The organism is Shewanella sp. GD03713, from assembly GCF_029843705.1.
GTDB lineage: Bacteria > Pseudomonadota > Gammaproteobacteria > Enterobacterales > Shewanellaceae > Shewanella.
The window spans coordinates 4,032,546-4,058,144 of record NZ_JAOCIW010000001.1; the positions used below are offsets into that span (position 1 = coordinate 4,032,546).

Annotated in this window: 21 protein-coding genes; 10 read left to right on the forward strand and 11 right to left on the reverse strand. The window is 45.9% G+C overall.

The features are described 5' to 3' along the window. Positions 1–75: 75 nt before the first annotated feature. Positions 76–642, reverse strand: coding sequence for a phosphoribosyltransferase family protein (locus tag N5E87_RS17665; protein WP_011624046.1), 567 nt, complete (start codon positions 640–642; stop codon positions 76–78). 333 nt (positions 643–975) lie between these two features. Beyond that, positions 976–2,742 (reverse strand): alkaline phosphatase D family protein, encoded by a 1,767-nt coding sequence (locus tag N5E87_RS17670; RefSeq protein ID WP_279775556.1) that lies wholly within the window; start codon positions 2,740–2,742, stop codon positions 976–978. A gap of 270 nt (positions 2,743–3,012) precedes the next feature. Here N5E87_RS17670 and N5E87_RS17675 point away from each other — a divergent pair, with 270 nt between their 5' ends. Then, positions 3,013–3,438: a CBS domain-containing protein gene (locus N5E87_RS17675; protein WP_011624048.1), complete on the forward strand. Its 426-nt coding sequence runs from the start codon at positions 3,013–3,015 to the stop codon at positions 3,436–3,438. Positions 3,439–3,521: 83 nt separating this feature from the next. Then, complete coding sequence (locus tag N5E87_RS17680) at positions 3,522–4,124, forward strand: DUF4274 domain-containing protein (protein WP_279775557.1); 603 nt, start codon at positions 3,522–3,524, stop codon at positions 4,122–4,124. Positions 4,125–4,168: 44 nt separating this feature from the next. Here the strand turns inward: N5E87_RS17680 and N5E87_RS17685 are convergent, their stop codons facing one another. After that, the gene (locus tag N5E87_RS17685; RefSeq protein WP_011625137.1) at positions 4,169–5,539 is read right to left on the reverse strand and encodes an MATE family efflux transporter; all 1,371 of its coding nucleotides are present in this window, start codon (positions 5,537–5,539) and stop codon (positions 4,169–4,171) included. A 302-nt stretch (positions 5,540–5,841) separates the two neighbouring features. Here N5E87_RS17685 and N5E87_RS17690 point away from each other — a divergent pair, with 302 nt between their 5' ends. After that, positions 5,842–6,756: an alpha/beta hydrolase gene (locus N5E87_RS17690; protein WP_279775558.1), complete on the forward strand. Its 915-nt coding sequence runs from the start codon at positions 5,842–5,844 to the stop codon at positions 6,754–6,756. 94 nt (positions 6,757–6,850) lie between these two features. Here N5E87_RS17690 and N5E87_RS17695 read toward each other — a convergent pair whose 3' ends face one another. Continuing rightward, positions 6,851–7,333 (reverse strand): cupin domain-containing protein, encoded by a 483-nt coding sequence (locus tag N5E87_RS17695; protein WP_279775559.1) that lies wholly within the window; start codon positions 7,331–7,333, stop codon positions 6,851–6,853. 246 nt (positions 7,334–7,579) lie between these two features. Between N5E87_RS17695 and N5E87_RS17700 the strand changes: the two genes are divergently transcribed. Then, entirely contained in the window at positions 7,580–8,488 is a 909-nt protein-coding gene (locus N5E87_RS17700) for a GGDEF domain-containing protein (RefSeq protein ID WP_279775866.1), read from the forward strand. 79 nt (positions 8,489–8,567) lie between these two features. Here N5E87_RS17700 and N5E87_RS17705 read toward each other — a convergent pair whose 3' ends face one another. From N5E87_RS17705 to N5E87_RS17715, 3 genes are all read right to left on the reverse strand, one after another. Continuing rightward, positions 8,568–10,754, reverse strand: a complete 2,187-nt coding sequence (locus N5E87_RS17705) for an OsmC domain/YcaO domain-containing protein (protein WP_279775560.1) — start codon at positions 10,752–10,754, stop codon at positions 8,568–8,570. A 213-nt stretch (positions 10,755–10,967) separates the two neighbouring features. Then, positions 10,968–11,207 (reverse strand): hypothetical protein, encoded by a 240-nt coding sequence (locus N5E87_RS17710; protein WP_279775562.1) that lies wholly within the window; start codon positions 11,205–11,207, stop codon positions 10,968–10,970. A 102-nt stretch (positions 11,208–11,309) separates the two neighbouring features. After that, positions 11,310–11,699, reverse strand: a complete 390-nt coding sequence (locus tag N5E87_RS17715; RefSeq protein ID WP_279775563.1) for a ribosome recycling factor family protein — start codon at positions 11,697–11,699, stop codon at positions 11,310–11,312. A 343-nt stretch (positions 11,700–12,042) separates the two neighbouring features. Here N5E87_RS17715 and N5E87_RS17720 point away from each other — a divergent pair, with 343 nt between their 5' ends. The 5 genes from N5E87_RS17720 to N5E87_RS17740 all read left to right on the forward strand — a co-directional run bounded on the left by N5E87_RS17720 (position 12,043) and on the right by N5E87_RS17740 (position 17,747). Further along, positions 12,043–12,288, forward strand: coding sequence for a DUF3297 family protein (locus N5E87_RS17720; protein WP_023268625.1), 246 nt, complete (start codon positions 12,043–12,045; stop codon positions 12,286–12,288). Positions 12,289–12,645: 357 nt separating this feature from the next. After that, positions 12,646–13,557 carry a nuclease-related domain-containing protein gene (locus N5E87_RS17725; protein ID WP_279775565.1) on the forward strand — a complete coding sequence of 304 codons (912 nt, stop codon included), beginning with the start codon at positions 12,646–12,648 and terminating at the stop codon, positions 13,555–13,557. Continuing rightward, positions 13,536–15,734 (forward strand): hypothetical protein, encoded by a 2,199-nt coding sequence (locus N5E87_RS17730; protein WP_279775566.1) that lies wholly within the window; start codon positions 13,536–13,538, stop codon positions 15,732–15,734. The genes N5E87_RS17725 and N5E87_RS17730 overlap by 22 nt, the downstream gene beginning before the upstream one ends. Beyond that, the gene (locus N5E87_RS17735) at positions 15,731–16,609 is read left to right on the forward strand and encodes a RelA/SpoT domain-containing protein (protein WP_279775567.1); all 879 of its coding nucleotides are present in this window, start codon (positions 15,731–15,733) and stop codon (positions 16,607–16,609) included. Before N5E87_RS17730 ends, N5E87_RS17735 begins: the two co-directional genes overlap by 4 nt. A gap of 427 nt (positions 16,610–17,036) precedes the next feature. Next, positions 17,037–17,747 carry a hypothetical protein gene (locus N5E87_RS17740; RefSeq protein ID WP_279775568.1) on the forward strand — a complete coding sequence of 237 codons (711 nt, stop codon included), beginning with the start codon at positions 17,037–17,039 and terminating at the stop codon, positions 17,745–17,747. 79 nt (positions 17,748–17,826) lie between these two features. Here the strand turns inward: N5E87_RS17740 and N5E87_RS17745 are convergent, their stop codons facing one another. Beyond that, positions 17,827–19,158 (reverse strand): IS4 family transposase, encoded by a 1,332-nt coding sequence (locus N5E87_RS17745; RefSeq protein ID WP_043015601.1) that lies wholly within the window; start codon positions 19,156–19,158, stop codon positions 17,827–17,829. An 826-nt stretch (positions 19,159–19,984) separates the two neighbouring features. On the opposite strand from N5E87_RS17745, the gene N5E87_RS17750 reads away from it, so the two are divergent. Then, positions 19,985–20,305: a hypothetical protein gene (locus tag N5E87_RS17750; protein ID WP_279775569.1), complete on the forward strand. Its 321-nt coding sequence runs from the start codon at positions 19,985–19,987 to the stop codon at positions 20,303–20,305. Between the two features lie 320 nt (positions 20,306–20,625). Here N5E87_RS17750 and gcvP read toward each other — a convergent pair whose 3' ends face one another. The 3 genes from gcvP to gcvT all read right to left on the reverse strand — a co-directional run bounded on the left by gcvP (position 20,626) and on the right by gcvT (position 25,146). Continuing rightward, entirely contained in the window at positions 20,626–23,514 is a 2,889-nt protein-coding gene (gene gcvP, locus N5E87_RS17755; RefSeq protein WP_279775570.1) for an aminomethyl-transferring glycine dehydrogenase, read from the reverse strand. A gap of 122 nt (positions 23,515–23,636) precedes the next feature. Next, a complete protein-coding gene (gcvH, locus tag N5E87_RS17760) occupies positions 23,637–24,026 on the reverse strand; it encodes a glycine cleavage system protein GcvH (protein WP_099457001.1) in 390 nt (129 codons plus the stop codon). Between the two features lie 25 nt (positions 24,027–24,051). Further along, complete coding sequence (gene gcvT, locus N5E87_RS17765) at positions 24,052–25,146, reverse strand: glycine cleavage system aminomethyltransferase GcvT (protein ID WP_037428462.1); 1,095 nt, start codon at positions 25,144–25,146, stop codon at positions 24,052–24,054. Between the last annotated feature and the right edge of the window lie 453 nt (positions 25,147–25,599).

Here is a 25,599-nt window from a genome sequence, read left to right on the forward strand (position 1 = left end):
TAGGCTCTATTTCAAAACCGAGAAACAAAAAAGCGTTAGCAAAAACTGCTAACGCTTTTTATTAACAGGTTCTTTTTACTTAAAAAGATGCTGAATATTTTTTAAATCGCCCTTACCTTCGGCAATTTCTTCCGGCGTTAAACCCGTCACTTCGTGTGGGAACACTAACCAGTCTTCAGAGGCATGGATATAGTAATCAGGCTTTAAAGGCACTGCGGTATTTTTTGGCTTGTAATAAGGACAAGCGATACGAATATCCTGCGGCATGTTTAAGCGCATCAGTTGGCTTAACTTTTCCTTCAGCGCGTGGATACTGCGGCCAGAGTCAAACACATCGTCCACAATCAGTAAGCTATCGCTAGCATTCGCATTTTCAACAATGTAATGCAGGCCATGGACTTTGATTTCTTTGCTTTGCTTGTCGGTACCAATACCGTAGTAAGACGAGGTACGCACGGCGATATGGTCGGTTTCAACCTTCTTAAAGTCGAAAAACTCTTGTACCGCGATCCCGATTGGAGCACCGCCACGCCAAATACCCACGATAAACTGCGGACGGAATCCACTCTCATAAACCTGTGAAGCTAATAGAAATGAATCTTCGAGCAGTTGTTGTGCGGTAACGAAATATTTTTCTGACATGACACCGATCCCCATCTTAATTATTGATTTTAGGAGTTAAAGCGCGAGCTTTTACCCTGTAAGGTCTGTTCGGCGTCCAAAACACGAGAACAGCATTCTCTTCATAAGAGTCCTAGCAAGTGTAGGCAGCCGCCGAATTTTGGGAGCGAATTTTATACCAAAAAAAACCGCCGTGCTGCAGTTATAGTCATAAGTTGCAGGTGAACGGCCGTTTATTTTGCATTTTTAGGACGGAACTAACAAAAAGCGTACAAAAAAGGCCACCCAAAGGTGGCCAACAAGGAACGAGCACAGGCTCAAAGCAAAGTGTGACGCTTAAGTTTGACGCTTAAGTTAGCTCACAGGGTTGATAATAGGTTCACCGACCTTAGTCATGGCGCTGTAGCTGCGGCTACTCGACTCTTCAAACTCCTTCGCCAGAATCGTGCTGACATAATGCCAGTCGCTACGCACCGCTTCCTTGGTGAAGGTTAAAGTCATAAAGCCGCGATCTTTGAGGTTGGTGTATTTAAGATCTGGCACCAACTCGACGATCGCCGCCTCGGTCGCGGGGATCTGTTCTGCTGGTAGATTTAAGTAATATTCCAAACCTGGTGATGACACTGAGCTTGTGGCAAACTCGACCCCTACGGTATCGCCGTTGACATCTTTAAGCTCATTCGCCCAGGCATTATGGGTGTCACCGGCAATCACGACTAGGTTGTGATTTTTCGATTTAGCCGTGCCTAAAATCACTTCCCTTTCATAGGCATAACCATCCCATGCATCCAAGTTATAGGGAATAGATGGCAGTTGCAGCAGGGCAATCACCTCTGGCGTTAACAGGGCTTGATTAGCCTGCAAGTACTGTAATTCTGCCGCCGTTAGGGTTGGATCATTTGCCGCCGCGCGGGCGGCTAACTTCGCCAACGCACCAAGCATGGCATATTGTGGAATGCTCATTTGCTGGGTAGCAATCGCCGCAGGTAGAGACATTTTGCCCATGAGGATCTGTTGTCCTAATACCTGCCAAGTACCCGTGGCTTGCAATAAGGTACCCTGTAGCCAGAGTAACTGGGTCAGCCCTAACATAGTGCGCGAAGTCGATGTCACATCGGCGCGGAAACGCTCGCCATCGAAGGCGCCCGTACTGGCATCCATATAATCGGCATAATCGAGCTGCTTATCGCGGGCTAACACTCGCGTATCCAGCATATGTAAGTCGACTAAGTTGCCGTAACTGAAGCTGCGATAAATCTCCTCATGGTTACCCTCACGCCATGGGCGGATTGGTAGCCATTCGAAGTAAGCCTGCAGTGCGGCTTCTTTACGAACCGCAAAATCCCCTTCGCCTTCGTTGTGGTTCTCGGCGCCATCACGCCAAGTATCGTTTGCCACTTCGTGGTCGTCCCATACCGTAATAAAAGGCACTTTCGCGTGCAATTTTTGCAGGCTGGCATCGGTATGATATTGGCCGTAACGGGTACGGTAATCGTTGAGGGTCAGCAGTTCGTTGGCGGGTAACACTTCACGGCCAAGCTCTGCCGCATGTTCGCTGGCATAGCCGCCGCGAGCATATTCGTAGATATAGTCACCCAGATGCACCACGGCATCGAGGTCATCCTGCGCCGCAGCTAATTCATACACGTTAAAATAGCCGGCAGGAAAGTTAGCGCATGACATGACGGCAAGTTTTACCGAACTCACATCACCCTCGGGTAGAGTGCGGGTCTTGCCCACCTCAGAGGTTTTTCCGCCCGTCATAAAGCGGTAGAAGTAGGTTTGTCCCGCACGTAAACCACGGGCATCGATTTTGACCGTGTAATCACGGTTAGCGTTGGTAACCATCTCCCCCGTGGTCACTAATTGTGAGAATGCCGCATCACTGGCCACTTGCCAGCTGACTTTAACATCCCCAGCAGAATCTGGCGTCACACGGGTCCAGAGGATCACCGCGTCATGCGCAGGGTCGCCACTGGCTACCCCATGTAAAAACTGCGCAGGAACAGATTTATCATCATCACTGTCACTACACCCCATTAGGCCGTAGGAGATCACTGCTGCACCAATGCCTTTGGCCGACATGGCTAAAAAATCACGACGAGTCACGGTTCGTTTCATTATTATTATTCCCTTATAAGATGAGGTTTCACTGGTATGAGGTCTAATGAGGCCCCGATTGTGAGACATCACTGTTACACATTTGTGACATCTTTGTCAGCCTTTTATGATTTCTTTTAATTCATAAGCTTATACTGGATAGCGTACTTTATTTGTACAGCACTGGCACAAGCTATGAGTAAGCTGCTAACATCGGATCAGTGGCAAATCGCTCAGATTTTGGCTCGTCGAGCATCAAACCTGAGCCTTGTTAAAAAAGGAATTTATAGGATGAAAGTCAGCGATATTATGAGCACTGAGGTCATCTGCATTAGCGATGGTGCTAGCCTGAAAGATGCCCACCATTTAATGCAAACCCGCGGCGTGCGCCATTTACCTGTGATATCTGAAACCGACGGCACCTTAGTCGGCGTACTCACCCATAAGAAGATGATCGCCAGCGTATTGTCTATGTTGAACAAATACGGCCAAGGCGCATTGGATCGCAAGGAACGCTACACTCCCATAGCGACTGTGATGGACAAAGACTGCCAGCACTTAACCGCCGATGAGCCCTTAAGCGTGGTAGTGGAATACTTTATCGACAACAAACTCGGCTGCTTACCCGTAGTAGATAACGATAAGAAAGTATTAGGGATTGTCACCTCTTCCGACTTTATTAAGCTCTGTCGTACCCTGCTGCAACAGCAAGCTTAACGCCTAACATCCTCACTCTTTCTCGCTGGCCCTCAGTTATCAGGGCTGGCGAATGTCATTATTTAACAATCCCAAGGACGCCCGTGGCTAAGTTATTAACCCAAGAACAATTTATCCGCGCCTATGAATGCGCCGAATTAGGCTGTATCGCCAATCAACAACGACTTACCCAATTGCTCGACGATCCCGATTATGACGCTTTACATGAATACAGCGCCTACTTTGGTAAAGCGGCGACACAAATCGTCTGTATCAGTGACTTACAAAGTATGGAGGAATTGCATTTTGTCGCGGGCAACTTGAATTGGGATGACCATGATCCCGATATGGTGAGGGCGATTATCGAACATCCGCTCTGCGATGCGGGTACCGCTTTATTGCTTTACTGGTACGGACAAGGCTTTTATTACTCCACGCCACAGAGGCTCGACACGCCTTTTGGACAGCTATTCAAAACCATCACCGAACGATTTGTTGCACGCGACTATGCCAGTTATAGAATCCATTTTGATCCGTTTAAAGAATGTTTTATGCCCTCATTAGAGGACGTCCTCACGAATGGATGCCAAATTCCAGGGGCTATTTTTGCCCCCTACAGCACCATGGAAATCGAAACCGATGCAGGGCATTCAAGGTATCTACAATTTAAAAATGAACAGCTGAAATCGGGCAAATGGGGCCAGTAATAAGCCCCGAGCAGTCTTTAAATAGAGCGCTTAAAGCCTAGCTATTAACGAGATGAAACAGGCGTTGCTGGCGGAATACGGGTAAAACGCTGCCAGCGACCCGAGCGCCAACGGTGCACCATAATCAAGCCTCGCACCCATTCATCGGCCGCAACAGCAAGCCAAGCGGCCAGCACGCCATAACCTAAATGCAGCCCAAAGAACCAAGCCAATAGCACGCCAATTCCCCACATGCTAAACAGGCCAACGCGCACCGGAAACGCCACATCCCCCGCGCCTTTTAATGCCGAAATAATCACCAGATTAAAGACTCGGCCGGTTTCCAGCGCAATGGAACCCAATAGCAGGAGTGCGGTAAGTTGAATCACTTCAGGGTTTTCACTCAGCCAGCCCACTATGGTAAAACGCTGCCAATAAAAGGCTAACACTATGGCAAGGGAAGCAATAAAGCCCACAAGGCAATATTTTTGCACCCGCACAGTAATCTCATCGAACCATTGTTTACCGACGTAGTAGCCGGTTTGAATTTGCGATGCCTGCCCGAGCGCCACCGCAAAACAGTAAATAAAGCGGCTGATATTCAAGCCATAGGTATAGGCCGTCAGCGAGAGTGTGCCCATCTGGCTGATAAAATAGATGATGGTCATCTGCGCCACGTTGTAGGAGAGCATTTCGCCCGCATTGAGCAAACCTATGCGCATCACACTCCAATAGGTGCTGCGCGGCAATAACTTCAACCTTGGCATCGGCAGCGGGATACCTTTACGGTGGATCACCGCCAGCATAATCAAGGCACCGATAATCTGGCTGGTTACAGTCGAAATCGCCACCCCAGTCACTCCATAAACCGGCAAACCAAAGGGAGAATAGAGGGCAATATAGTTACCCAGCACGTTCATCAATCCCGTGCTGGAGGTGACTAACATGGCCGAGCGGGTAAAACCGTAGCTACGTAAGATGGCGGCAAAGGCGATGTTCATCACCAGCCCAATACTTAAACTGCCGCAGATCAGCAGATAGTCATAACCATAGCCTGCGACCTCAGGCTCTAGGGCAAACAAACCGATAATGCCGTGGGCACCGAAAAACATCGATGCCCCCATAATCACGGCTAAGCCTAAGCTTAAGGCCACACTTGCGACACCAATATCGGTCGCTTGCTGCGTCTGCCCGGCACCATTATTTTGGCTGATCAGAATGCTGGCGCCTGTGCTGACCATCATGGACATCACCATCATAAAAAACATCAATTGAGTGGTGAGCCCCACGGCGGCGACGGCATTATCGGAATAATGGCTCAGCATAAAAATATCGCTGATCCCGAGTAAAGATTGCAGCAAGGTTTCGATAAAAATCGGCCAAGTGAGGGCGACGATGCCCATGCGTTGTTGCAGGGTTTTAGCTGATTTGGCCACGTTCTATCCTTACCGCTGGAAGACAAGTGAAATAGCAATAACACGCCAAGGTTGGCGAACGGTAATTTTCTTACATTTTTAGATTGTGCTCAATCTTTCATTACAACCAAACCGACCGCTGCAACCGTATTCATTGGCGATGCCGCCCTCAACAAGTTTTATCAACAAGTGCTAATCAACTGAAATAAATGGAGTTAATAGCAAATCAGCCAATACACTACCCTTTTCAACATTGAGCCGATACACTTTGCCGACCACAAGGGGCGATAAGCGCTCACCGAATATATTCAGGGAAACTGCACATGAGCCAACTCTATTTAGAAGACGGAATTAAACAATTGGTGAGCGAGTTTATCGCCGCAGGTTGCCCTTCGGTGCGCGAGCAAAGCCTTGAGGAACGTCGCCAAGGTTACATCGCCAGCACGGTATTGGCTGGCGAGCCTGAAGCTGTGTTTGAGGTCAAAACCTTATCCCTTGAGGGCATAGAATTAACCCTATTTAAGCCCTCGGCGGACAACAACTTACCCGTGGTCATTTACTATCACGGCGGTTGTTTTGTCAGTGGCGGCATAGCCACCCATAACCAACAACTGCGTAAAATCGCCAATGATTCCGGCGCGTTAGTGGTGGCGGTCAGCTATCGCCTCGCCCCCGAGCATGTATACCCCGCCGCCCATGACGATGCCTTCAATGCAGCCAATCTCGTGCAGCAACATTGCCAGCAATGGGGCGGTGACAACACCAATATCACTCTGATGGGCGACAGTGCAGGCGGCCATTTAGCCCTAGTCACTTGCCTGCGGTTAAAAGCACAAGGGCAATGGTTACCTAAAAAACAAGTGCTTATCTATCCTATGTTGGATGCGACCGCCAAAAGTCAGAGCTATATCGACAATGGCGACAAGTACATCATCACCCGCGACACCCTGCTCACGGGTTTTGATATGTACCTCGATTGGCACCCCAGAACCGATGTCGAAGCCAGCCCTCTGCGCAGTCAAGAGTTAGAAGGTTTACCCGAAACCCATATTATTACCGCCGAGTTCGATCCCTTGCTAGATGAGGGTGAACAGCTATTCCGTAACCTGTTGGATGCGGGCGTAAATGCCCATTGCCGCCGCTATTTAGGGGTGATCCACGGCTTCTTCCAACTCGCTGGAGTCAGTCAATCGGCGCGGGATGCCATGGTGCAGGTAACCCATATTATTCGCGCTTAACCTGCTTAAGCCGCATGCCTTAATGCTTGGTATGCGGCTATCGAATCCATTCAACGAACAACTCATTGCATGATAACGCAATGATTTAACGACGCTATTTCGCCTCTGGCCGACTCAGTTTGTGGATCACGTCTTGATGCTGTGGATACATGTCCAGCAAAGCTTCTTGGCTAAACAATTCAAAGTCATCGAAGGTAAAACCGGGTGACACCATACAGCCCACCAGCGAAAAACCTGGTTGATTCATGGCCGAGCCAAAAATACAGCCCTTAGGCACTAAAAACTGTGGCCTTTCGCCCGCGGCTAAATCCAGCCCCAGCTGCGCCGTGGTCAGCTCGCCCTCGGGGGAAATCATATAAATCGTCAGGGACTGACCCGCATGGAAATACCACATCTCATCGGCCGTGAGTCGATGAAAATGCGACACTTCGCCGGTTCGCAGTAGGAAATAAATGCTGCTCCACAGCTGACGACTCGGATCAAAAGCCGATTCTGAGCGATAGGAAGAACGGTAATAACCGCCCTCAACATGCTGCTCAAGTTCTAAATACTGAATAAAATCATCAGCCGTGCGCATACTCATCCCTCATTAAATTGATACGGGCTAGAGTCTACACCCTAAGTCCAATTTAATTAATCCTCTCGTGCCCTGCTTGCTTCTCACCGGCCAGTCGAACATAAACACGAATACTATGTGGTTAAGGTTTGTTTTCGCCATAAAAAAAGCTAAATTCTTACCATAGACTGAATGGCGAATGATGACATTCTTAGCAAGTGTCAAAGCCTTGAATAAGTCAGATAACCTTTGTGGGGAGCTTGTTTGATGGTCAGTATTGAGCAAATGGCTTTAGTGCTAGACGCGCTACCCGATCCGGCGTTTATCCTGTCCCAAAGCGGCCGCTATGTTGCCGTGTTTGGCGGTAAAGATGCGCGTTATTACCACGACGGCAGTGGATTAGTCGGCCTTTACCTGAGCGATGTACTCAACGACGAAAAAACCACTTACTACCTCAACATTATTCAGCAAGCCTTAGATAGCCGTAAATTACTGATCGAGGAATATGAGCTCAGTAACAAGGATGTCAAAGGCTTACCCGATGAAGGACCATCGCAACCCATCTGGTTTGAGGGGCGCATTCAGGCGTTAGATTTTCTGGTGAATAACGAACCCGTCGTCCTCTGGGTCGCCAGTAATATTTCAAAACGTCATAAACTGGAATTACAACTGCGACAGTTAAGTGATACCGACCAACTGACAGGGCTCTATAACCGCCGTCGCTTAGACCGTGATTTACAGCTACTCTTCGACACTTTTAGCCGCCACCGCATTCCGGCATCGATCTTAGTCTTAGATCTGGACCACCTAAAACGGATCAACGATCAACTGGGTCACCAAGCGGGCGATCGCGTCATCATGGCGGTCGCCGAAGCCTGCCAACAGCAATTTCGCAAAACCGACAGCGCCTACCGTTTTGGTGGCGATGAATTTGTGATTGCCCTGCCCGGGGTTGACCATGACCAAGCCATAGTGTTTGCCGAATATCTCTGTGACTGCTGCTTTAAGGCATTGCAGCAACTCTCAGTAAAGGGATTATTTGCCACCGTCAGCATAGGTGTCGCCAGCATAGAAGCGGGCGATAAATCCTATGAAGACACACTAAAACGCGCCGATGCCGCGCTCTATCAAGCCAAGCGAGATGGCAAAAACCGCGTTATCGCCAATAGTGCTTGATGCCGCCTCCCCCCAGACAAATCACCAATAAAAAAGCGAACCTAGGTTCGCTTTTTTATAAACATCACACGTGTCACGATTATTGCGCCGCTTTGGCCTTGCGGGCGGCGTGCAGTTTCTTATAGCTCTCGATTAAGCGTAAATGTGGCTCAATCCCTTCGAGCTGCATGCTGGTCTTAGTTAAACCGCTGAAACGGATTTTACCAGTAACGCTGCCGACCACTTGTTCCATTACTTCCGCGCCAAACATGCGGGTAAAGTTATGGCTAAAGTCTTCGAGTTCAAGGTCTTCATCCAGCGTCACTTCCAGAACCGCGCTCATGGCTTGGAAGAACAGATTGCGCTTCACTGTGTTGTCGTTAAATTGCAGGAACTCACCGACTAATTCCAGTGCCTCTTCATGCGCGCCGAGTGCCAGATAAATCAGGATCTTAAGTTCGATAATCGTTAACTTACCCCAAACGGTGTTTTCATCAAACACAATACCAATCAGGGTACGAATATCGGTGTAGTTATCGAGCTGACTTTCCTCTAAGCGATTGACTAGGTTGACCAATTGCTTAGTGCTTAAGGAATGCAGATTTAGAATATCTTCACGGTAATCCAGCGCCTTGTTGGTGTTATCCCAAATCAGGTCTTCTACTGGATAAACTTCAGAGTAATCTGGCACTAAAATACGGCAAGCCGATGCGCCTAATTCGGTAAACTCGGCGACATACACCTCTTTACCCAGCTCTTCTAAAATGCCGAATAAGCGGTCCGCTTCCTCTTCGTTGGTACCAGAGAAATCCCATTCGCAGAACTCATAGTCATGCTTGCTGCTAAAGAAGCGCCAGGAGATCACACCCGTTGAGTCGATAAAGTGCTCGACAAAGTTTTCAGGCTCGCTCACCGCCATGCTGTTAAAGGTTGGTTTTGGCACATCGTTTAAGCCTTCGAAGCTGCGACCTTGGAGCAATTCGGTCAGGCTGCGCTCCAATGCCACTTCAAAGCTTGGGTGGGCACCGAAGGAGGCGAATACCCCGCCGGTTTTCGGGTTCATCAGCGTCACGCACATGACCGGGAACTGACCGCCTAAGGAGGCGTCTTTCACTACCACAGGGAAGCCCTGTTCTTCTAAGCCCTTAATGCCCGCAAGAATGCTGGGGTATTTTTCTAACACCGACATAGGCACATCTGGCAGAACGATTTCTTGCTCGATAATTTGGCGTTTCACCGCGCGCTCGAAGATTTCAGACAGACACTGCACTTCGGCTTCTTTGATATTGTTACCCGCGCTCATGCCATTGCTTAAGAACAGGTTTTCAATCAGGTTTGATGGGAAGTATACAGTCTCGCCATCGGATTTACGGGTATAAGGAATCGCACAAATACCGCGTTCACGATTGCCCGAGTTTGTGTCGATAAGGTGCGAACCGCAAAGCTCCTCATCGGGGTTATAAATCTCGAGGCAGTAGTCATCTAACAGGCCCGCTGGCAGGGCGTCGTCTTCCTCGAGGGCAAACCACTTTTCATTCGGGTAATGGACAAACTCGCTGTTAGCGATCTCAACGCCAAAGAACTGGTCGTTATAGAAGAAGTTATTGTTTAAACGCTCGATAAACTCACCGAGGGCCGAGCACAACGCGCTCTCTTTGGTTGCGCCTTTGCCATTGGTAAAACACATGGGCGATGCGGCGTCACGGATATGCAGTGACCACACATTGGGCACGATATTGCGCCACGAGGAGATCTCAATCTTCATCCCCAGCTCAGCCAAAATGCCGGTCATATTGGCAATGGTCTGCTCTAGCGGTAAGTCTTTACCCAAAATATAGGTGCTGCTGTCATCGCCAGGGTGGCCCATCAGCATGGCATTGGCGTCGGCATCGAGGTTTTCAACAGTTTCGATTCTAAACTCTGGGCCAGTCTGCACTACTTTCTTTACTGTGCAGCGGTCGATAGAGCGCAAAATACCTTCGCGATCTTTATCCGAAATATCATCGGGTAATTCGACATTGATCTGGAAAATCTGGTTGTAGCGATCTTCAGGGTCGACAATATTGTTTTGCGACAGGCGGATATTGTCCGTTGGAATATCGCGGGATTTACAATATACCTTCACAAAGTAGGCTGCACACAGCGCCGAAGAAGCTAAGAAATAATCGAAGGGACTCGGCGCCGAGCCGTCGCCCTTATAACGGATGGGCTGATCGGCCGTGACCGTAAAATCGTCGAACTTGGCTTCGAGTCTCAGGTTGTCGAGAAAATTAACTTTGATTTCCATTAGAATTTTTCCACTCAATATGCTCAAACGCGGTAATCGCATTCGTTACCGCACAGCATTGCCCTTGGGCGCTATCGTCTGGGGGGAATTATCGGTGTTTTTCGCCCATTAGTCTTGGGTTAATTATGTTAAAAAACACCAGCGGGAGTTTATGCCTTGAGCAACAAGCAAAAAGTGGGATTTATTGCGACATTCACTGAGGTTTGGCTAAGGTTACTCAGAACTGCCTTGCTTATCCGCTTCGCGTTTCACCAGTAAAAAGGTGAGGTACATCTTTGTCGGCAGAGATAACGCCATGCCAACGGCAACGCAAACGGCGCTGATAATAATCCCCTTAACGCCCATGGCTTCGACGGTTTCATTAAAGTTATGCAGATAAATGCCAAGCACAATCAGGCACAGCCCTATGCTAATACAGATTTTTAACAGGGTAATCAGCCTAACATCCGTCATGGTTTACGCTGCCATTTATAAAATTTGGCTAATATAGTGACCGCTTTAGCAGGCGCCTGTGTTGATGCAAATCAAAGGCGGCTCACTCTCGCAAGTAAAGCGCTAGAGTTCGGCCTCGAAGCGAGCAAGGCGCGCCTCGCTGATACTGCATTGGGTTTGCTGCATAAGCTCACCTAAGGTGATGGCGGGGTTTTGGTTGATCAGGCGAACCAGTTTTGCGCCGAGTGGTTCAAGCTTATCGGCGTGTTGTAATAAAGCGGTATCGATCTTTTTGATCAGAAAGGCAAATTCGGCAGTATCACTCTGGGCTGTTAACTCGGCGCAGCAGCTTTGAATGGCGATAGCCTGCCCAGTGATGCTCCAATTGCGGGAACGGCGAATCCGCTTAAGCTCGCAGCCCTTTTGCACGGCAATCGCCTGCGCCCGCTTAACCGCCTCGCGGCCGATGCGATGGATAAGGGATGGCAAGGGAATACTGATATCTTCATGCATGGCAAGTTAACTATTGTGCCTTGGGTCGAATATGGGTGAATAACGGAGCGCAGCACTAAGTAATAAGTCATAAATGCTAAGTTGTAAGCGCTAAGAGCACTAAGCTTTAAGCGTAACGCCTTATGTGCGATGCCTTAGGCGCGAAACCTATAGCCAACGCCGCCAGAGTTTACCCTGCGGCGGGTGCGAACAAAAGACGATACAGGCTTATGCAACCACACACACTAAGTGCCGCTCGCCCAAGATAGCGGCTCAGGCGTCACAGACTGACAACAACAGTCCTTGAGCAAGGCGGCGGGATTGCCTACAATAACGCACTTTTTGTTCACTACAGATAACGACCATGACTGACACAACTTCACAACCCGCATTACCGGATCGTCTTTCGGTTAACCCACGCAGCCGCCACCATGTGGCTGAAATCTTCCAATACGATGTGGGTATTCGCGTAAACGGTAAAGAACGTTTCGATGTTGAAGAATACTGCATCAGCGAAGGCTGGGTTAAAGTACCAAGCAAATCTTTAGACCGTCGCGGTCAACCTCTGCTGCTAACCATCAAAGGCACAGTAGAAGCATTTTATCGTTAAGCAGCCACTGCTAACGGAAAATAATAACGGCCAATTCGATTGGCCGTTTTTATTTGCCCTGTATAACCCCAAAACGCCCACCAATTCATCTCCCCCAATATTCACAAGTTGTTATTTAAAATAAGTATTTGTGATAAAACGCATTGATTAAACCGCATAACGCGGGTTAAAGTGTGACCACTAAGGGAAATGCAGAGCCACACTCGAACACCACTATCGAGCACGCTATTTAGGGATGAAGCAGCAACTCAGTTATCCGCCTCACCCCTCTTAAAGCCACCTCTGTCACCAAGGTATAAAGCACATTCGTTATATGTGCGTTATGGAATAAAAAACCTTTTTACTTCAAGGATGTAAATGGCAGATTTTACTAACGGCCTGTTATCTTACGGGATACTTCTCTCAGGCTTTATTATCACTATTGGTGTGATGTATGCGTTACTAAAACACCGTGATGCCACAGTCACCCTGCCCGTGGATCGTGAGCAGTTAACCCGCATTCCCGCCTATGGCTTACAACTGCAAATCCATGATCTGCAATTAGATTTAATGGGCTGTGTGATGATGGGAATACTGGTGGTATGCCTCCCATTTGCGGCTAGCAGTGTCCATGCCTACATCACTGTCGGAAAATTCCCTTGGGCTTACGCACTAATAGGTTCTGTAGGCGCCACTTACTTTGGATTTAAAACGTGGAAACTCTTCTCCAAACTTACCAAATTACGCCTAGGGCATACGGCCGAAATCGCCACCGCTAATGAACTTATCGGCCTACAAGCCTTGGGTTATCAAGTGTTTCACGATGTACAAGCCGACGGCTTTAATATCGACCACCTCGTAATCGGCAAAAATGGTGTATTCGCGATTGAAACCAAAGGCCGCCATAAGCGCAATAAAGACCTACGCCAAACCAATGGCGGAGGCTTTGGCCCTAGTTCTGGTAAGAAAGGCTATGAAGTATTTTACAAAGACGGGTGCTTAAACTTCCCCTCGTGGACAGAAACCAAACCAATCGAACAAGCGCAGCGCCAAGCCCAATGGGTCAGCCAATGGTTAACCAAAACCACAGGCTCACCCGTCGCCGCTACCCCAGCCCTAGTATTCCCCGGCTGGTATGTCACCAGTCAATCAAAACCACCGTTCCCGATCCTCAACCACAAACAATTAGTCGGAACGATCCCGAAACTGAAAACCCAAGATCTTACCCAGCAACAAGTCGACACCATCATCTACCAAGTCGCCCAAAGATGCCTAAGCATTATAAAATAATATCAAAAACACAAAAAATAGAGACAAATAATAAAATGAATGAAAAAGAGAAAATTATACAACTATACAAAAAGTATGGATTCGAATTTAGAAAAAATGTATCAAACGGAAAATTTTTAGCATTCACTTTCAAATCAGGTTTTTTTCACAACGCCGAAATAGTATCTCTAAATACAAAAGAAAAAGAGAACATTGAACATGAGATGGATAATGTATCATCTCAACTTGAAGCATTAGGATTTTCAACTAAAAAAGCATTTTATAAAAATATTGAAGAAATAGAAAAAACACTATTCGACGGCTTTTTCAATGTTTCAGAGTGGAAGAAAAAAATACAGCTAGAATATAAAAGCCATTGCGAAAGAACATTAAGTGTACTACCAGATGATGCTGAAAACTACTCATATATAAAGGTTCCATATTTAAAGAACAATAAAAAAGAAAATGAAGATTTAATAAAAGACATTTGTGAAAGCCTGCTAATTACTGGCCCGCAACTAAATATTATCGAGGCTCCAGCTGGATTTGGAAAAACATGCACTTCATACGAAATTATAAACAACCTAGTTAATAACTATAAAAATGCCCCCATACCATTCTTTACAGAATTTTCAAGGGACAGACAAGCACGGGTTTTCAGCCATATATTTGTAAGAGAAGTCGATCGTTCTTTTAACTCGGTAAACTCAGATGTTGTCATTGATGAAGTAAAACAAGGTAAAATTGTTGTTGTATTAGATGGCTTTGATGAATTATTACACGACAAAGGTGATTCTCGTGATGAAACGATTAAGTTTGAAAATGCAGAACCTATGCTCGAAACTATCGGAGAACTTTTAACAAACAACGCAAAAATAATTTTAACATCAAGAAGATCAGCAATTTTTGATGGTGAAATGTTTAACGATTGGATAAATAGATATGAGAACAAATTCTCAATTAATCGATACAAATTAGAAAAACCAGAAGTCCAAGATTGGATAACAACTACACGACTAGAAAAACTAAAAAACACAACTATTGATATAAATAACTTATCAAACCCTGTGCTCCTAAGCTTTTTACGATTTGTTAATGATAGTAAGTTCGAATCATTATGCCAAGAACCATCAAAAATTGTTGAACAATATTTTTCATCAATGTTAAATCGAGAGATGGATCGGCAAGAATTAAGAATGAATCCAGATCAGCAAATGGAATTGCTCAAACTTGTCGCAGAAGATATGTGTGATAACAATTACACAGCTGATAGTAAAGAAAAAATAATAAAAGTAATAAAAGAAAGAGGAGCAGAATTATTAAACAGCGTTAGAACACTATACTCCCCTAAGGATAGACCCACTATTGACAAATTAGCAACCACATTATCAAACCATGCTTTTTTTGACCGAAGTAATCAGGGTGAAAACAATATTCAATTCATTAATGAATTTGTTTTCGGTAACTATATAGCCGAAAGCATCATATCATCGAGTGAAGATTGGATTGCAAGTGATGAGAGATTTGTCGAGCCAGCAGTATTATCGTATATGCCGAGAAGCAGTAATCAAAAAAGTATTCTATGGAGCAAGCTTTCTACAATGAAAGAGTTCCTTGACTTATCTACAAGAATGAAATTTGAAGCAATTTTAACGGAACATATTGAAGATAATGTATACTCCAAAGCTGACATAACATCTATTAACATCAAAAAATTAAATATTTTCAAATCTGGGAAAATTAGCTCCAGCATATTTAATGAATGCACATTCAACCATGTTAATTTTAATTTAGATAATTTTGAAGATGTTACTTTTTTAAATTGTTTATTTTGGGATTGCACATATATCTTTGATGAGCAACCTCAAATTAACTTTTACAATTGTAAAGACAACAACAATTTCATCGAGGACATTGAAAGTCTCGAGGAAACTGACGAGTTAATCCCTCAACCCAATATAGCACACTATATATTCTCAAAAATATGGCCGATTGGAAGCCCATCAATCGATAGACTTCATTATTTTACAAACAATCTATTTAAAACTGATGAGTTTAGTAAAAAGGAAATTAGCAAAGAAATTAGAAGGCTTAAACAAGAAGATTTTATTTTAGGCGCAAATGACGCCAGTTTTATAACTATCAACAAAACTAAAATTGCTGAAATAAAAGAAATATTAGGAAGGAATTGTACGTGAACTCAATACACGCATCAATGAATTCAGAAGCTGTAATGAGAGAAGTTACAGATATAATTTCGTCAAAATTATCCGATGTCGGATTAATGTTTAGAATATTTTCCAGGACAAAGAGCGAAGAATCTCTGAATAAAAAACTAAAGTCAGACAGCGAGTATGGCATAAATAAAAAAATACAGGACATCATAGGAATAAGAGTTGTCCTTTACTTTAACGATGACATAGACACTGTTCGTCATATTATATCTACAGAGTTTAAAGAAAGAGAAAATGATGTAAGCATTGATAAAAATAAAAATGATGAGTTCAAGGCAACTCGTTTTAATATAGTTTATGAACTAAATGAAAATCTAACAAAAACACTAAACAGAAACGATTGCAAGCATTTAATTGATAACACATTCGAGCTACAAATTAGAACTATTTTTTCAGAGGGTTGGCATGAAGTTGAGCATGACCTAAGATATAAGTGTAAAAATGACTGGCTAAAATTAGATAATGAAAGCAGGCGATTAAATGGAGTATACGCAACGTTAGAAACAAGTGAGTGGACTATGATCAAGATATTTGATGAAATATCTTATGCTCACTATTTAAATAAAGAATGGTCTGCTATGTTACGTCAAAAGTTTAGGCTTAGATTCACGAACGATACTTTACCAGAAGAAATTAAAACCATCTTTGACTCTGACAATCTTTTAGGGAAATCATTTTTCAGGCTTGACAGAACAGAGCTAATTATAGATATGAACAAAAGAGGTTTTTTCTTCCCTTTAAGCCTCCAAAACTTAATATTCTTTGCAAATATTACAAAAATAAAAGACGAAAGAATTAATATTTTAACTCCTGACATAATGGTCGAAGCAATGACATAATCATAGTGTAAAACAGGGTAGGCATCATTACTCTTCACTCAATGGTTGCACCAGAACTGGCATTGTTGCACCAGTGACCTTCTAAAACATGGATGTTTTAGCAGAGCTTACAGGGATGTATTTACAGCGAGTCACTGGTGTAACAGTGCGAGAGCCTGCGGCAGGCAATTAAGAAACACCTTTACTAAAAGCCATGCTCAAACTATTTCGCACCACTGAACTTAGCCGAAGAAAAGTTAAAACCAAAAATCACAGATATAAAAATCGAAAAGCCATTTAAGATGAGTGACACAATTTAGCCATTACAAAAAATTTAAGTATCTAAGATAAAATTGCCTATTACATAAAAGCAAGTTAATAATATTCAATCGCTAATACGTATAAACTAAAAATCAATGCAATGGATTTTTACACAAGGAGTTAACTCATGAGGGTAGTAATTGAAGATCACGTCATGCCAGTACTGATGTCGGCTGCAATTGAAGCATACGATATTGTTCATAAAGCGACCGAACGTTCAAAAGGAAAAAACAAAATTGAAACATATGGTTTGCTGTGGGGCTACTCTGTTCCGGCAAAAGGTGAAAATGGTGAAGATAAGATTATTATTACTTCTGCTACTATAGAAACCTCCGCCATTAGACATGAGAACTATGTTCAACCAGATGTTGAAAGTATTGAAACTAAGAAAGCGTTGATTCAACAATACTGGCCACACTTAGAGTTGGTCGGAACTTTTCATTCTCATCCTTATGATTCATTGGATGATGTAAATAGAATTAAGGGGTGGGAAGCATCTAGTGAAGAGGAGACTGGCGAATATGGTGATACTGAATATTGGCCTGATTTCCACAAAAAAATTGTTCCAGAACAACCATTATTAGCACATCTGATTTTGACCGTCGCTCAGTTACAAAAAACTGGCTGGGCATTGCCAGATCTCATCGAATGTTCAAATCATAGCTATTTTCGTATTAGTGCAGGCATGAAGAAGCTTTGGTTAAATTCCTATGTATCTGTTTGTAATACTATCGAAGATGACATAGAAGAAAGTGTTGATTATGAAGCATATATGTACGACGACAAAATTACGCTTGACTCTCCAGCATTAATGCATCGTATTTTTGCTAATAGCTAATTTATTTAAGTCATATGTATCACTAGCGCAAAATAACCTGCGGTAGGCAATAAAAAAGCGACCTTTCGGTTAACACCTATCACTTAAGGTGTTTAGAGCGAACAGGGTAGCGAGTTTTATTGATACGAACGGTCCTTGCTTTGGGCCGTTTTCTTTTTTGGGGCAGTATGTAGCGTTTAACTCTCTCCCGCATGGCCCTTAGCTTTCTCGGGATGGAGCCGGGGGAGGCTATCGCACACCACATCAGCTCATCCTGAATATCTCTCAATGCCATCATAAAACTTATACGCAATGGCGATACCTGCGCCTCTCTCGCAATACGACTGATTTCCAGGCGAACCAAATTGTAAGCTATCAATATTCCCCAGATTTCTTGTATTACCCCCTCCACAGACTGACTTCGTAGCAGCACTTCATCTTCGAGCATATTGTGCTTTATCTCTCCGTAGCTGTTCTCTATTTCCCATCGTTCAAAATACACATCCAGTAATGACTGCGTACCATATTCCAGACTCGTTAAGGAGGTGAGAACACCTATGACGTGATTAGGTTGTTCTGGCTTAGGGTACAGGACAAGGCGGGCTTGCCATTTCTCCGGCAAGCTTGGGTCTTGTTTCCGAGCATGGGCTGACACTTTCATTTCCACTAAAAGGTCTCGCCCTTCCTTATCCAGTTGCTCAACCACTTCATATTGCGTGTTGGATTTTATCGGCGTCATCCAGTGACTCGTCGTATGTTGCCGTTGCCAATTAATCATCAACTCGGCACTGAGGTAACAGCGGTCAAAAATCGTCAGGGAGTGAGCGGGGGCTGAAGCGGCCAGCTGTTTGGCATAAGAGACCTCTCCTGTCGAGCTGGGCCCAAAGACAACATCATGTAATAAACGACTTCGCAGCGATGTGAGGGCACATAATCGAACAATCGGGTATTCAGTATGGTGGTTTTCATTGTACTTGATGTATTGGAAGTGCTCTGCAAGACAGGCGGTATCATGGGTGCGGAACTGAGTGCCGTCGACAGAAAGTAAACTCAGTCCAAACCATTTGTCATCGCTATCTTCCTGCTGGGTCCAATGGGCTGCTGTCAGTTTAAAAAGCGCTTCCAAAGGTTGGGCGGTGAGGCGCTTTCTCGCTTGAGGAATAGCACTTGGTGCAACAGAATCCCCTAAGTGGTTGGAAAGCTTGAGGTCTAGTTTATCTAAAACTTCCGTGATGGGTTTATCCCGATACAAGCCAATACCGACAATTAGCCAAACGACAAGTTCGGCGGGTAACTTACGCCGTCTCATGCTGGCTTTATTGGTAGAATCAAGGGCTTGCTCTATCCATTCGAGCGGGAGTTCTTTTTGGAAGAGAGCCAGTGATTCTGGTGCAGCAAACGTATCGACATCAATCAGCCAGTGAGCCAACATAAAAAATACCCTCAGCAATTAGTGTACTGAGGGTATTGTTAACCATCCGTAGGATCGTTCAACTGATCAATGCCTTAACTGATCGGTGTTAACCTTTCGGTCGCTTTTTAATGCTTCAAATTCAGATGAAGCTAACTATTCCATAATTGCGTTGCTGGCGAAGCTAATGCAATACAGAATGACAGGACAGGCATAACTCAACACTTAATGGTTACACCAGAACTGGCATTGTTGCACCAGTGACCTTCTAAAACAGGATGTTTTAGTAGAGCCTACAGGGACGACTAATGTTTACATCATGGGCGGCGTGTCACTGGTGTAGCTTATATAAGAGAATGCAAAAGCCTGCGGCAGGCAATTGGGGAATACAGTTGCCAGAAGCCACAAAATAGCCAATTCGCACGACTCAACTCGTCAGAGATAATACACATAAAACATAAATGTGGACTTTTACTTGCTTTAAAATTGAGCAAAAATAATCATCGTCTAATAATGATATATTTAGAATATCCGATATATTTGTCGATCTATTGAGATCTGTCGAATTAAAACTCAAACCCACCCAATAAGTCATTTTCTTTGTTTTAAATCAAATAGCTACATTTAAACCGACGATAGAATGCCGTATCGTTTACTATGGAGTATTTTGTTTTGCATCGAATTAGGATCTTAGTTGCTGGGATTGCTTTCGCACTTGTTATTTCAGGATGTACTACCAGTCGCAACTTTTATACTGGCGAGGAAGACCTTGCTTACAACGAAGAGTTCAGTATCTTCAATACAGTTATGCTCCCAGTAGTTGTATTAGGAGTAGTTGCAATCGCTTATGATGCATCGCAAGGTGGTGGTTCAAACTACTCTGGCGCTTCTCAAAGCAGGTCAAATTACTCGGACGTGTCATGCAAGGGGTATTATTGCGACTATGATAGTGCGTGGGATTTTCTCCCTGGCAGTGGAGAGTATCGCTGCAGAGACACAAAGAATGGGCAATTCGTTCAAAGCAATTTTTGTTCTAACCAAGATCAACAAGACAATTGGTATTAATTCGCTTCTTCTAAATAGCTCAGTAAGCGAAAAACAGGACAGGCATAACTCTCCACTCAACGGTTACACCAGAACTGGCATTGTTGCACCAGTGACCTTCTAAAACATGGATGTTTTAGCAGAGCCTACAGGGAAGTATTTACGGCGAGTCACTGGTGTAACAGTGCTAAAGCCTGCGGCAGGCAATGAGCAACACCGCATTATCAGCGACTTATAAAGCTAATTAGCTGCTCAATCTCGGCAGAATGAATAACTAACCAATAAAAAAGCGAACCGCTAAGGGTTCGCTTTTGTATGTCCATAATTGCGTTGCTGGCGAAGCTAATGCAAGGCGGATTGAAAGCTTTCGCGCGGAGTTGACTCCTGTCAATGAGCACGAAAGCTGAGATTCAACGCCGCAGTAGCGAGCCTAAGCAGCAATTATTATTCATAGTCTGATAACGGCACACACGCACAGAACAAATTCCGGTCGCCGTACACGTCATCAATACGATTAACGGTTGGCCAGAACTTGTTAGTACGCACTGCGGCACTTGGGAACACGGCCACTTCACGGCTGTATGGGCGTGAATCGAATGCTGGGTCCATAATATCGGCCATAGTGTGTGGTGCGTTGTGCAGCGGGTTGTTGTCCGCTGGCCACTCGCCTGCTTCAACCTTAGCGATTTCGGCGCGGATTGACACCATAGCGTCGATAAAGCGGTCCAGTTCAACCTTAGACTCAGATTCGGTTGGCTCAATCATCAGCGTGCCCGCTACAGGGAAGCTCATGGTTGGCGCGTGGAAACCGTAGTCGTTCAGACGCTTAGCGATATCCATTTCGGTCACGCCAGAGGCTTCTTTGATGGGGCGCAGGTCGATAATACATTCGTGCGCGACGCGATCGTTACGGCCGCGGAACAGTACTGGGTAGTGTTCAGACAGCTTCTTCATAACGTAGTTAGCGTTTAACAGCGCAGTTTGAGTCGACTTTTTCAGGCCCTTTGAACCGAGCAGCTTAATGTACATCCAGCTGATTGGCAGAATGCCAGCACTGCCGTATGGCGCAGCCGATACTGCACCGTTGTTATCGCTTTCGCGGCCTGGTTTCACCACTACGTGACCCGCGACGAACGGCGCTAAGTGCGCTTTCACGCCGATTGGGCCCATACCTGGACCACCGCCGCCGTGTGGAATGGCGAAGGTTTTGTGCAGGTTAAGGTGCGATACGTCGGCACCGATAAAGCCTGGTGAGGTTAAGCCAACTTGGGCGTTCATGTTGGCGCCGTCCAAGTACACTTGACCACCGTGCTGGTGCACAATATTGCAGATCTCGCGGATAGATTCTTCGTACACACCGTGGGTCGATGGGTAAGTGATCATGATACATGACAGGTTTTCTGCCACTTCAGCCGCTTTGGCCTTCAGATCTTCTAAATCCACGTTACCTTGCTTGTCACAGGCAGTCACCACGACTTGCATACCGGCTAATTGCGCCGATGCGGGGTTAGTACCGTGGGCAGATTGTGGGATTAAGCAGATGTTTCTGTGGGCTTCGCCGCGAGACTCGTGGTATTTACGAATCGCCAGCAGACCCGCGTATTCACCCTGTGCGCCAGAGTTAGGTTGGATACACACGGCATCGTAACCTGTGACATTCACTAACCATGAAGACAGTTCTTCAATCAGTTGGGTGTAACCCTTGGCTTGATCCAGTGGGCAGAATGGGTGCATGTTGGCAAATTCTGGCCAGCTGACTGGGATCATTTCAACCGCAGCGTTTAACTTCATGGTGCATGAACCCAATGAAATCATTGAGTAGTTCAATGCTAAGTCTTTGCTTTCGAGACGCTTGATATAACGCATCATCTCGGTTTCGCTTTGGTAGCGATTGAAGGTTGGGTGGCTCAGGATGGCATCTTGACGCACTAAAGAGGCAGGAATCGATTGGCTACCTTGCGCCACGATTTGCGCATCTAATGCGGCAACGTCTAAGCCATGGCCTGCACCTAAAATCACATCGAACAGCGCTTCGATATCGGTGCGGATAGTGGTTTCATCTAAGCTCACGCCGACAATGCCGTCAGCATCGAAACGCAGGTTCATTTCAGCGGCCAGTGCGCGAGCATTGACTGCTGCAACGTCTAAGCCTTTGATGCTGATGGTATCGAACCAAGTGCTGTTCACTAAGCTCACGCCTTTAGCTTGTAAGCCCGCGGCTAAGATATCAGCAAAGCGGTTGATGCGTGATGCGATAGTTTTCAGGCCTTGTGGGCCGTGGAATACGGCGTAGAAAGACGCCATGTTCGCTAACAGAATTTGCGCGGTACAAATGTTTGAGTTGGCTTTTTCGCGGCGGATATGTTGCTCACGAGTTTGCATCGCCATACGCAGTGCGCGGTTACCACGAGTGTCCTTTGACACACCGATGATACGGCCAGGCATAGAGCGTTTGTGCTCGTCACGGGCCACGAAGAAGGCCGCGTGTGGGCCACCAAAGCCCATCGGCACACCGAAACGCTGCGCGCTACCGAAGACCACGTCGGCGCCCATGGCACCCGGTGACTTGAGTAACACTAATGCCATGATGTCGGCAGCCACTGTCACAATCACGTTTTTCGCGCGTAATTCGGCGAATAAGTCGGTGAAGTCAGTGATTTGACCGAAACGGTTTGAATATTGGAACAAAGCACCAAACAGTTCGTGGTTTACTGCTTCATGGGCAGGACCTACCACCACTTCAAAACCAAAACACTCAGCACGAGTCTTCACTACGTCTAAGGTTTGTGGGAATACGTCATCGGCTACAAAGAAAATGTTCGCTTTTTTGGCTTTAGACACACGCTTAGCCAGCGCCATCGCTTCGGCGGCAGCAGTCGCTTCGTCCAGCAGTGAAGCTGAGGCTAAATCTAAACCGGTTAAATCCATCGACACTTGTTGGAAGTTTAGAATGGCTTCTAAACGGCCTTGGGCGATCTCTGGCTGATAGGGCGTGTACGCCGTGTACCAACCTGGATTTTCTAAGACGTTACGCAAAATCACATTAGGCACTTGGGTACCGTAGTAACCCATACCAATGTAGCTTTTGAAGACTTGGTTTTGTTTGGCTAAACCACGAATGTAGGCAATGCCTTCGGCTTCGCCGCAGGAATCACCAATACTCAACTCTTGGCTTAAACGGATCGACTCAGGCACGATTTGCGCGGTCAGATCGTCCAAAGACTCAGCACCAACGTAGTTCAACATTTCTTGTTGTTGGCTGCTATCCGGGCCGATATGGCGACGTAAGAATAAATCGTGCTGTTCTAACTGAGTGAGGGTTTGCTTGGTCATGATAAACCTTGTTCCAGATTTGCCGTCGCTCAGGACTGTAGGGTACTGATAAACGGGCTATTGTTATGTCAAACTTGCGCTAAAACAAACGAAGCCCCTGAGGGCTTCGTTAGCGTCGACGATTATTCTTCGTCGATTACAGCTTGGTAACCTTCTGCATCGAGCAGAGCGTCAATTTCTGATTCATCAGAAGGCATAACGCGGAAGAACCAGCCTTCGCCGTAAGCGTCGCTGTTTACCAGCTCTGGAGAATCTTCCAGTGCTTCGTTGACGGCAATCACTTCACCAGAGATTGGCGCGTAGATGTCAGAAGCCGCTTTCACTGATTCCGCCACTGCACAGTCGTCGCCCGCCGTGACAGTGTCACCCACTTCTGGCAGCTCAACGAAAACCATGTCACCTAACAGCTCTTGAGCGTGCTCAGTGATACCCACAGTGTAGCTACCGTCTTCTTCCTTGCGGATCCATTCGTGTGAAGAGGCGTATTTCAGTTCTGTCGGAATATTGCTCATTGTTCTTGTTCCTTGTTCCGTTTTTTTAAAATGCTTGTTTACCGTTGCGCACAAAGTTTGGCGCTACTACTCTAACAGCCACGCGCTTTTTACGCATCTCGACTTCCGCCGTATCCCCAATTGAACTAGGAACACGCGCCATCGCAATAGAATAGCCCAATGTAGGTGAGAAAGTACCGCTAGTGATCACGCCTTGCTGCTCAACACCCGCTGCATCGGTGAAAAATACTGGCATATCATGGCGTAACACGCCTTTTTCTTCCATCACCAGGCCGACTAATTTGTCGGTTCCCGCATCGCGCAGGGCTTCAAGCGCCTTACGACCAATAAAGTCACGGTCGGTTGGCTCCCATGCAATGGTCCAGCCCATGTTGGCGGCCAGCGGGTTGATGGTTTCGTCCATATCTAAGCCGTAGAGGTTCATACCGGCTTCGAGACGTAATGTATCGCGGGCGCCTAAACCACAGGGTTTAACGCCTTGATCTAACAGAGCTTGCCACAGAGCTTCGGCTTCCGCTTCTGGCACGATGATCTCGTAGCCCGCTTCACCAGTGTAACCTGTGGTCGCAATGAACAGAGAACCCGCTTGCTTACCGAAGAAAGGTTTCATACCTTCGATGGCGGCATTTTGCTCGCTACTGAATACGGCGGCGGCTTTGGCCTTAGCGTTAGGACCTTGAACGGCGATCATCGCCAGCTCAGGACGCTCGGTCACTGTGACATCAAAACCTTGGGATTGTTTGGCGATCCAGGCTAAGTCTTTTTCGCGGGTCGCGCTGTTAACAACAACACGGTAGAAAGTGTCGGTGAGGTAGTAAGTGATTAGGTCGTCGATGATGCCGGCATTGTCATCTAACATGCCGCCGTATAAGGCTTTACCAGGAACTTTAAGTTTGGCCACATCGTTGGCGAGCAACTTACGGAGGAATGCACAAGCGTCGGTTCCGGTCACATCAACCACAGTCATGTGGGACACGTCGAACATACCTGCGTCTTGACGCACGGCGTGGTGTTCTTCGATTTGTGAACCATAGTTGAGGGGCATATCCCAACCGTGGAAGTCGACCATCTTAGCGTTTGATTCTAAGTGCTTGTTAAACAGAACAGTTTTATTAGCCATTGTTATCCCTTTTTTGCGGCCTTTTTCAGGTCTCTGCCTAGCGTAGGGTGATACAAATCCGGCTAAATATCTGGCTAATCGGCATTTCACTTCCACGATGCATCAATTTGAAAGGGGTTCTTTCGGTCTCAATGCGTCTGTCACTGCAACGCCTGATTCGCTCTGAATTGATCAGATATTTATCGTGATTGGTATAAGTACTAGGGTCTAAAATGCGGCGAAATTATACCTTGCGTCACAAATTTGTATACAGGAGATTTTTCTAATCCGAAGCCAGTGTCATTAGATTTTCTCATCTTCAACATGTAATTTTTTTACATACGAAAGCGAGATTTGCGCAGCTTGCCACCAAAAGATATACCCAAATAACCAGAAGATGCCGGATTCAGCGGGAATTTAACGCACTTTAGGCAAGGCGGTTATTTGAGGACCTAGTGGGCTAAGTTAAGAATA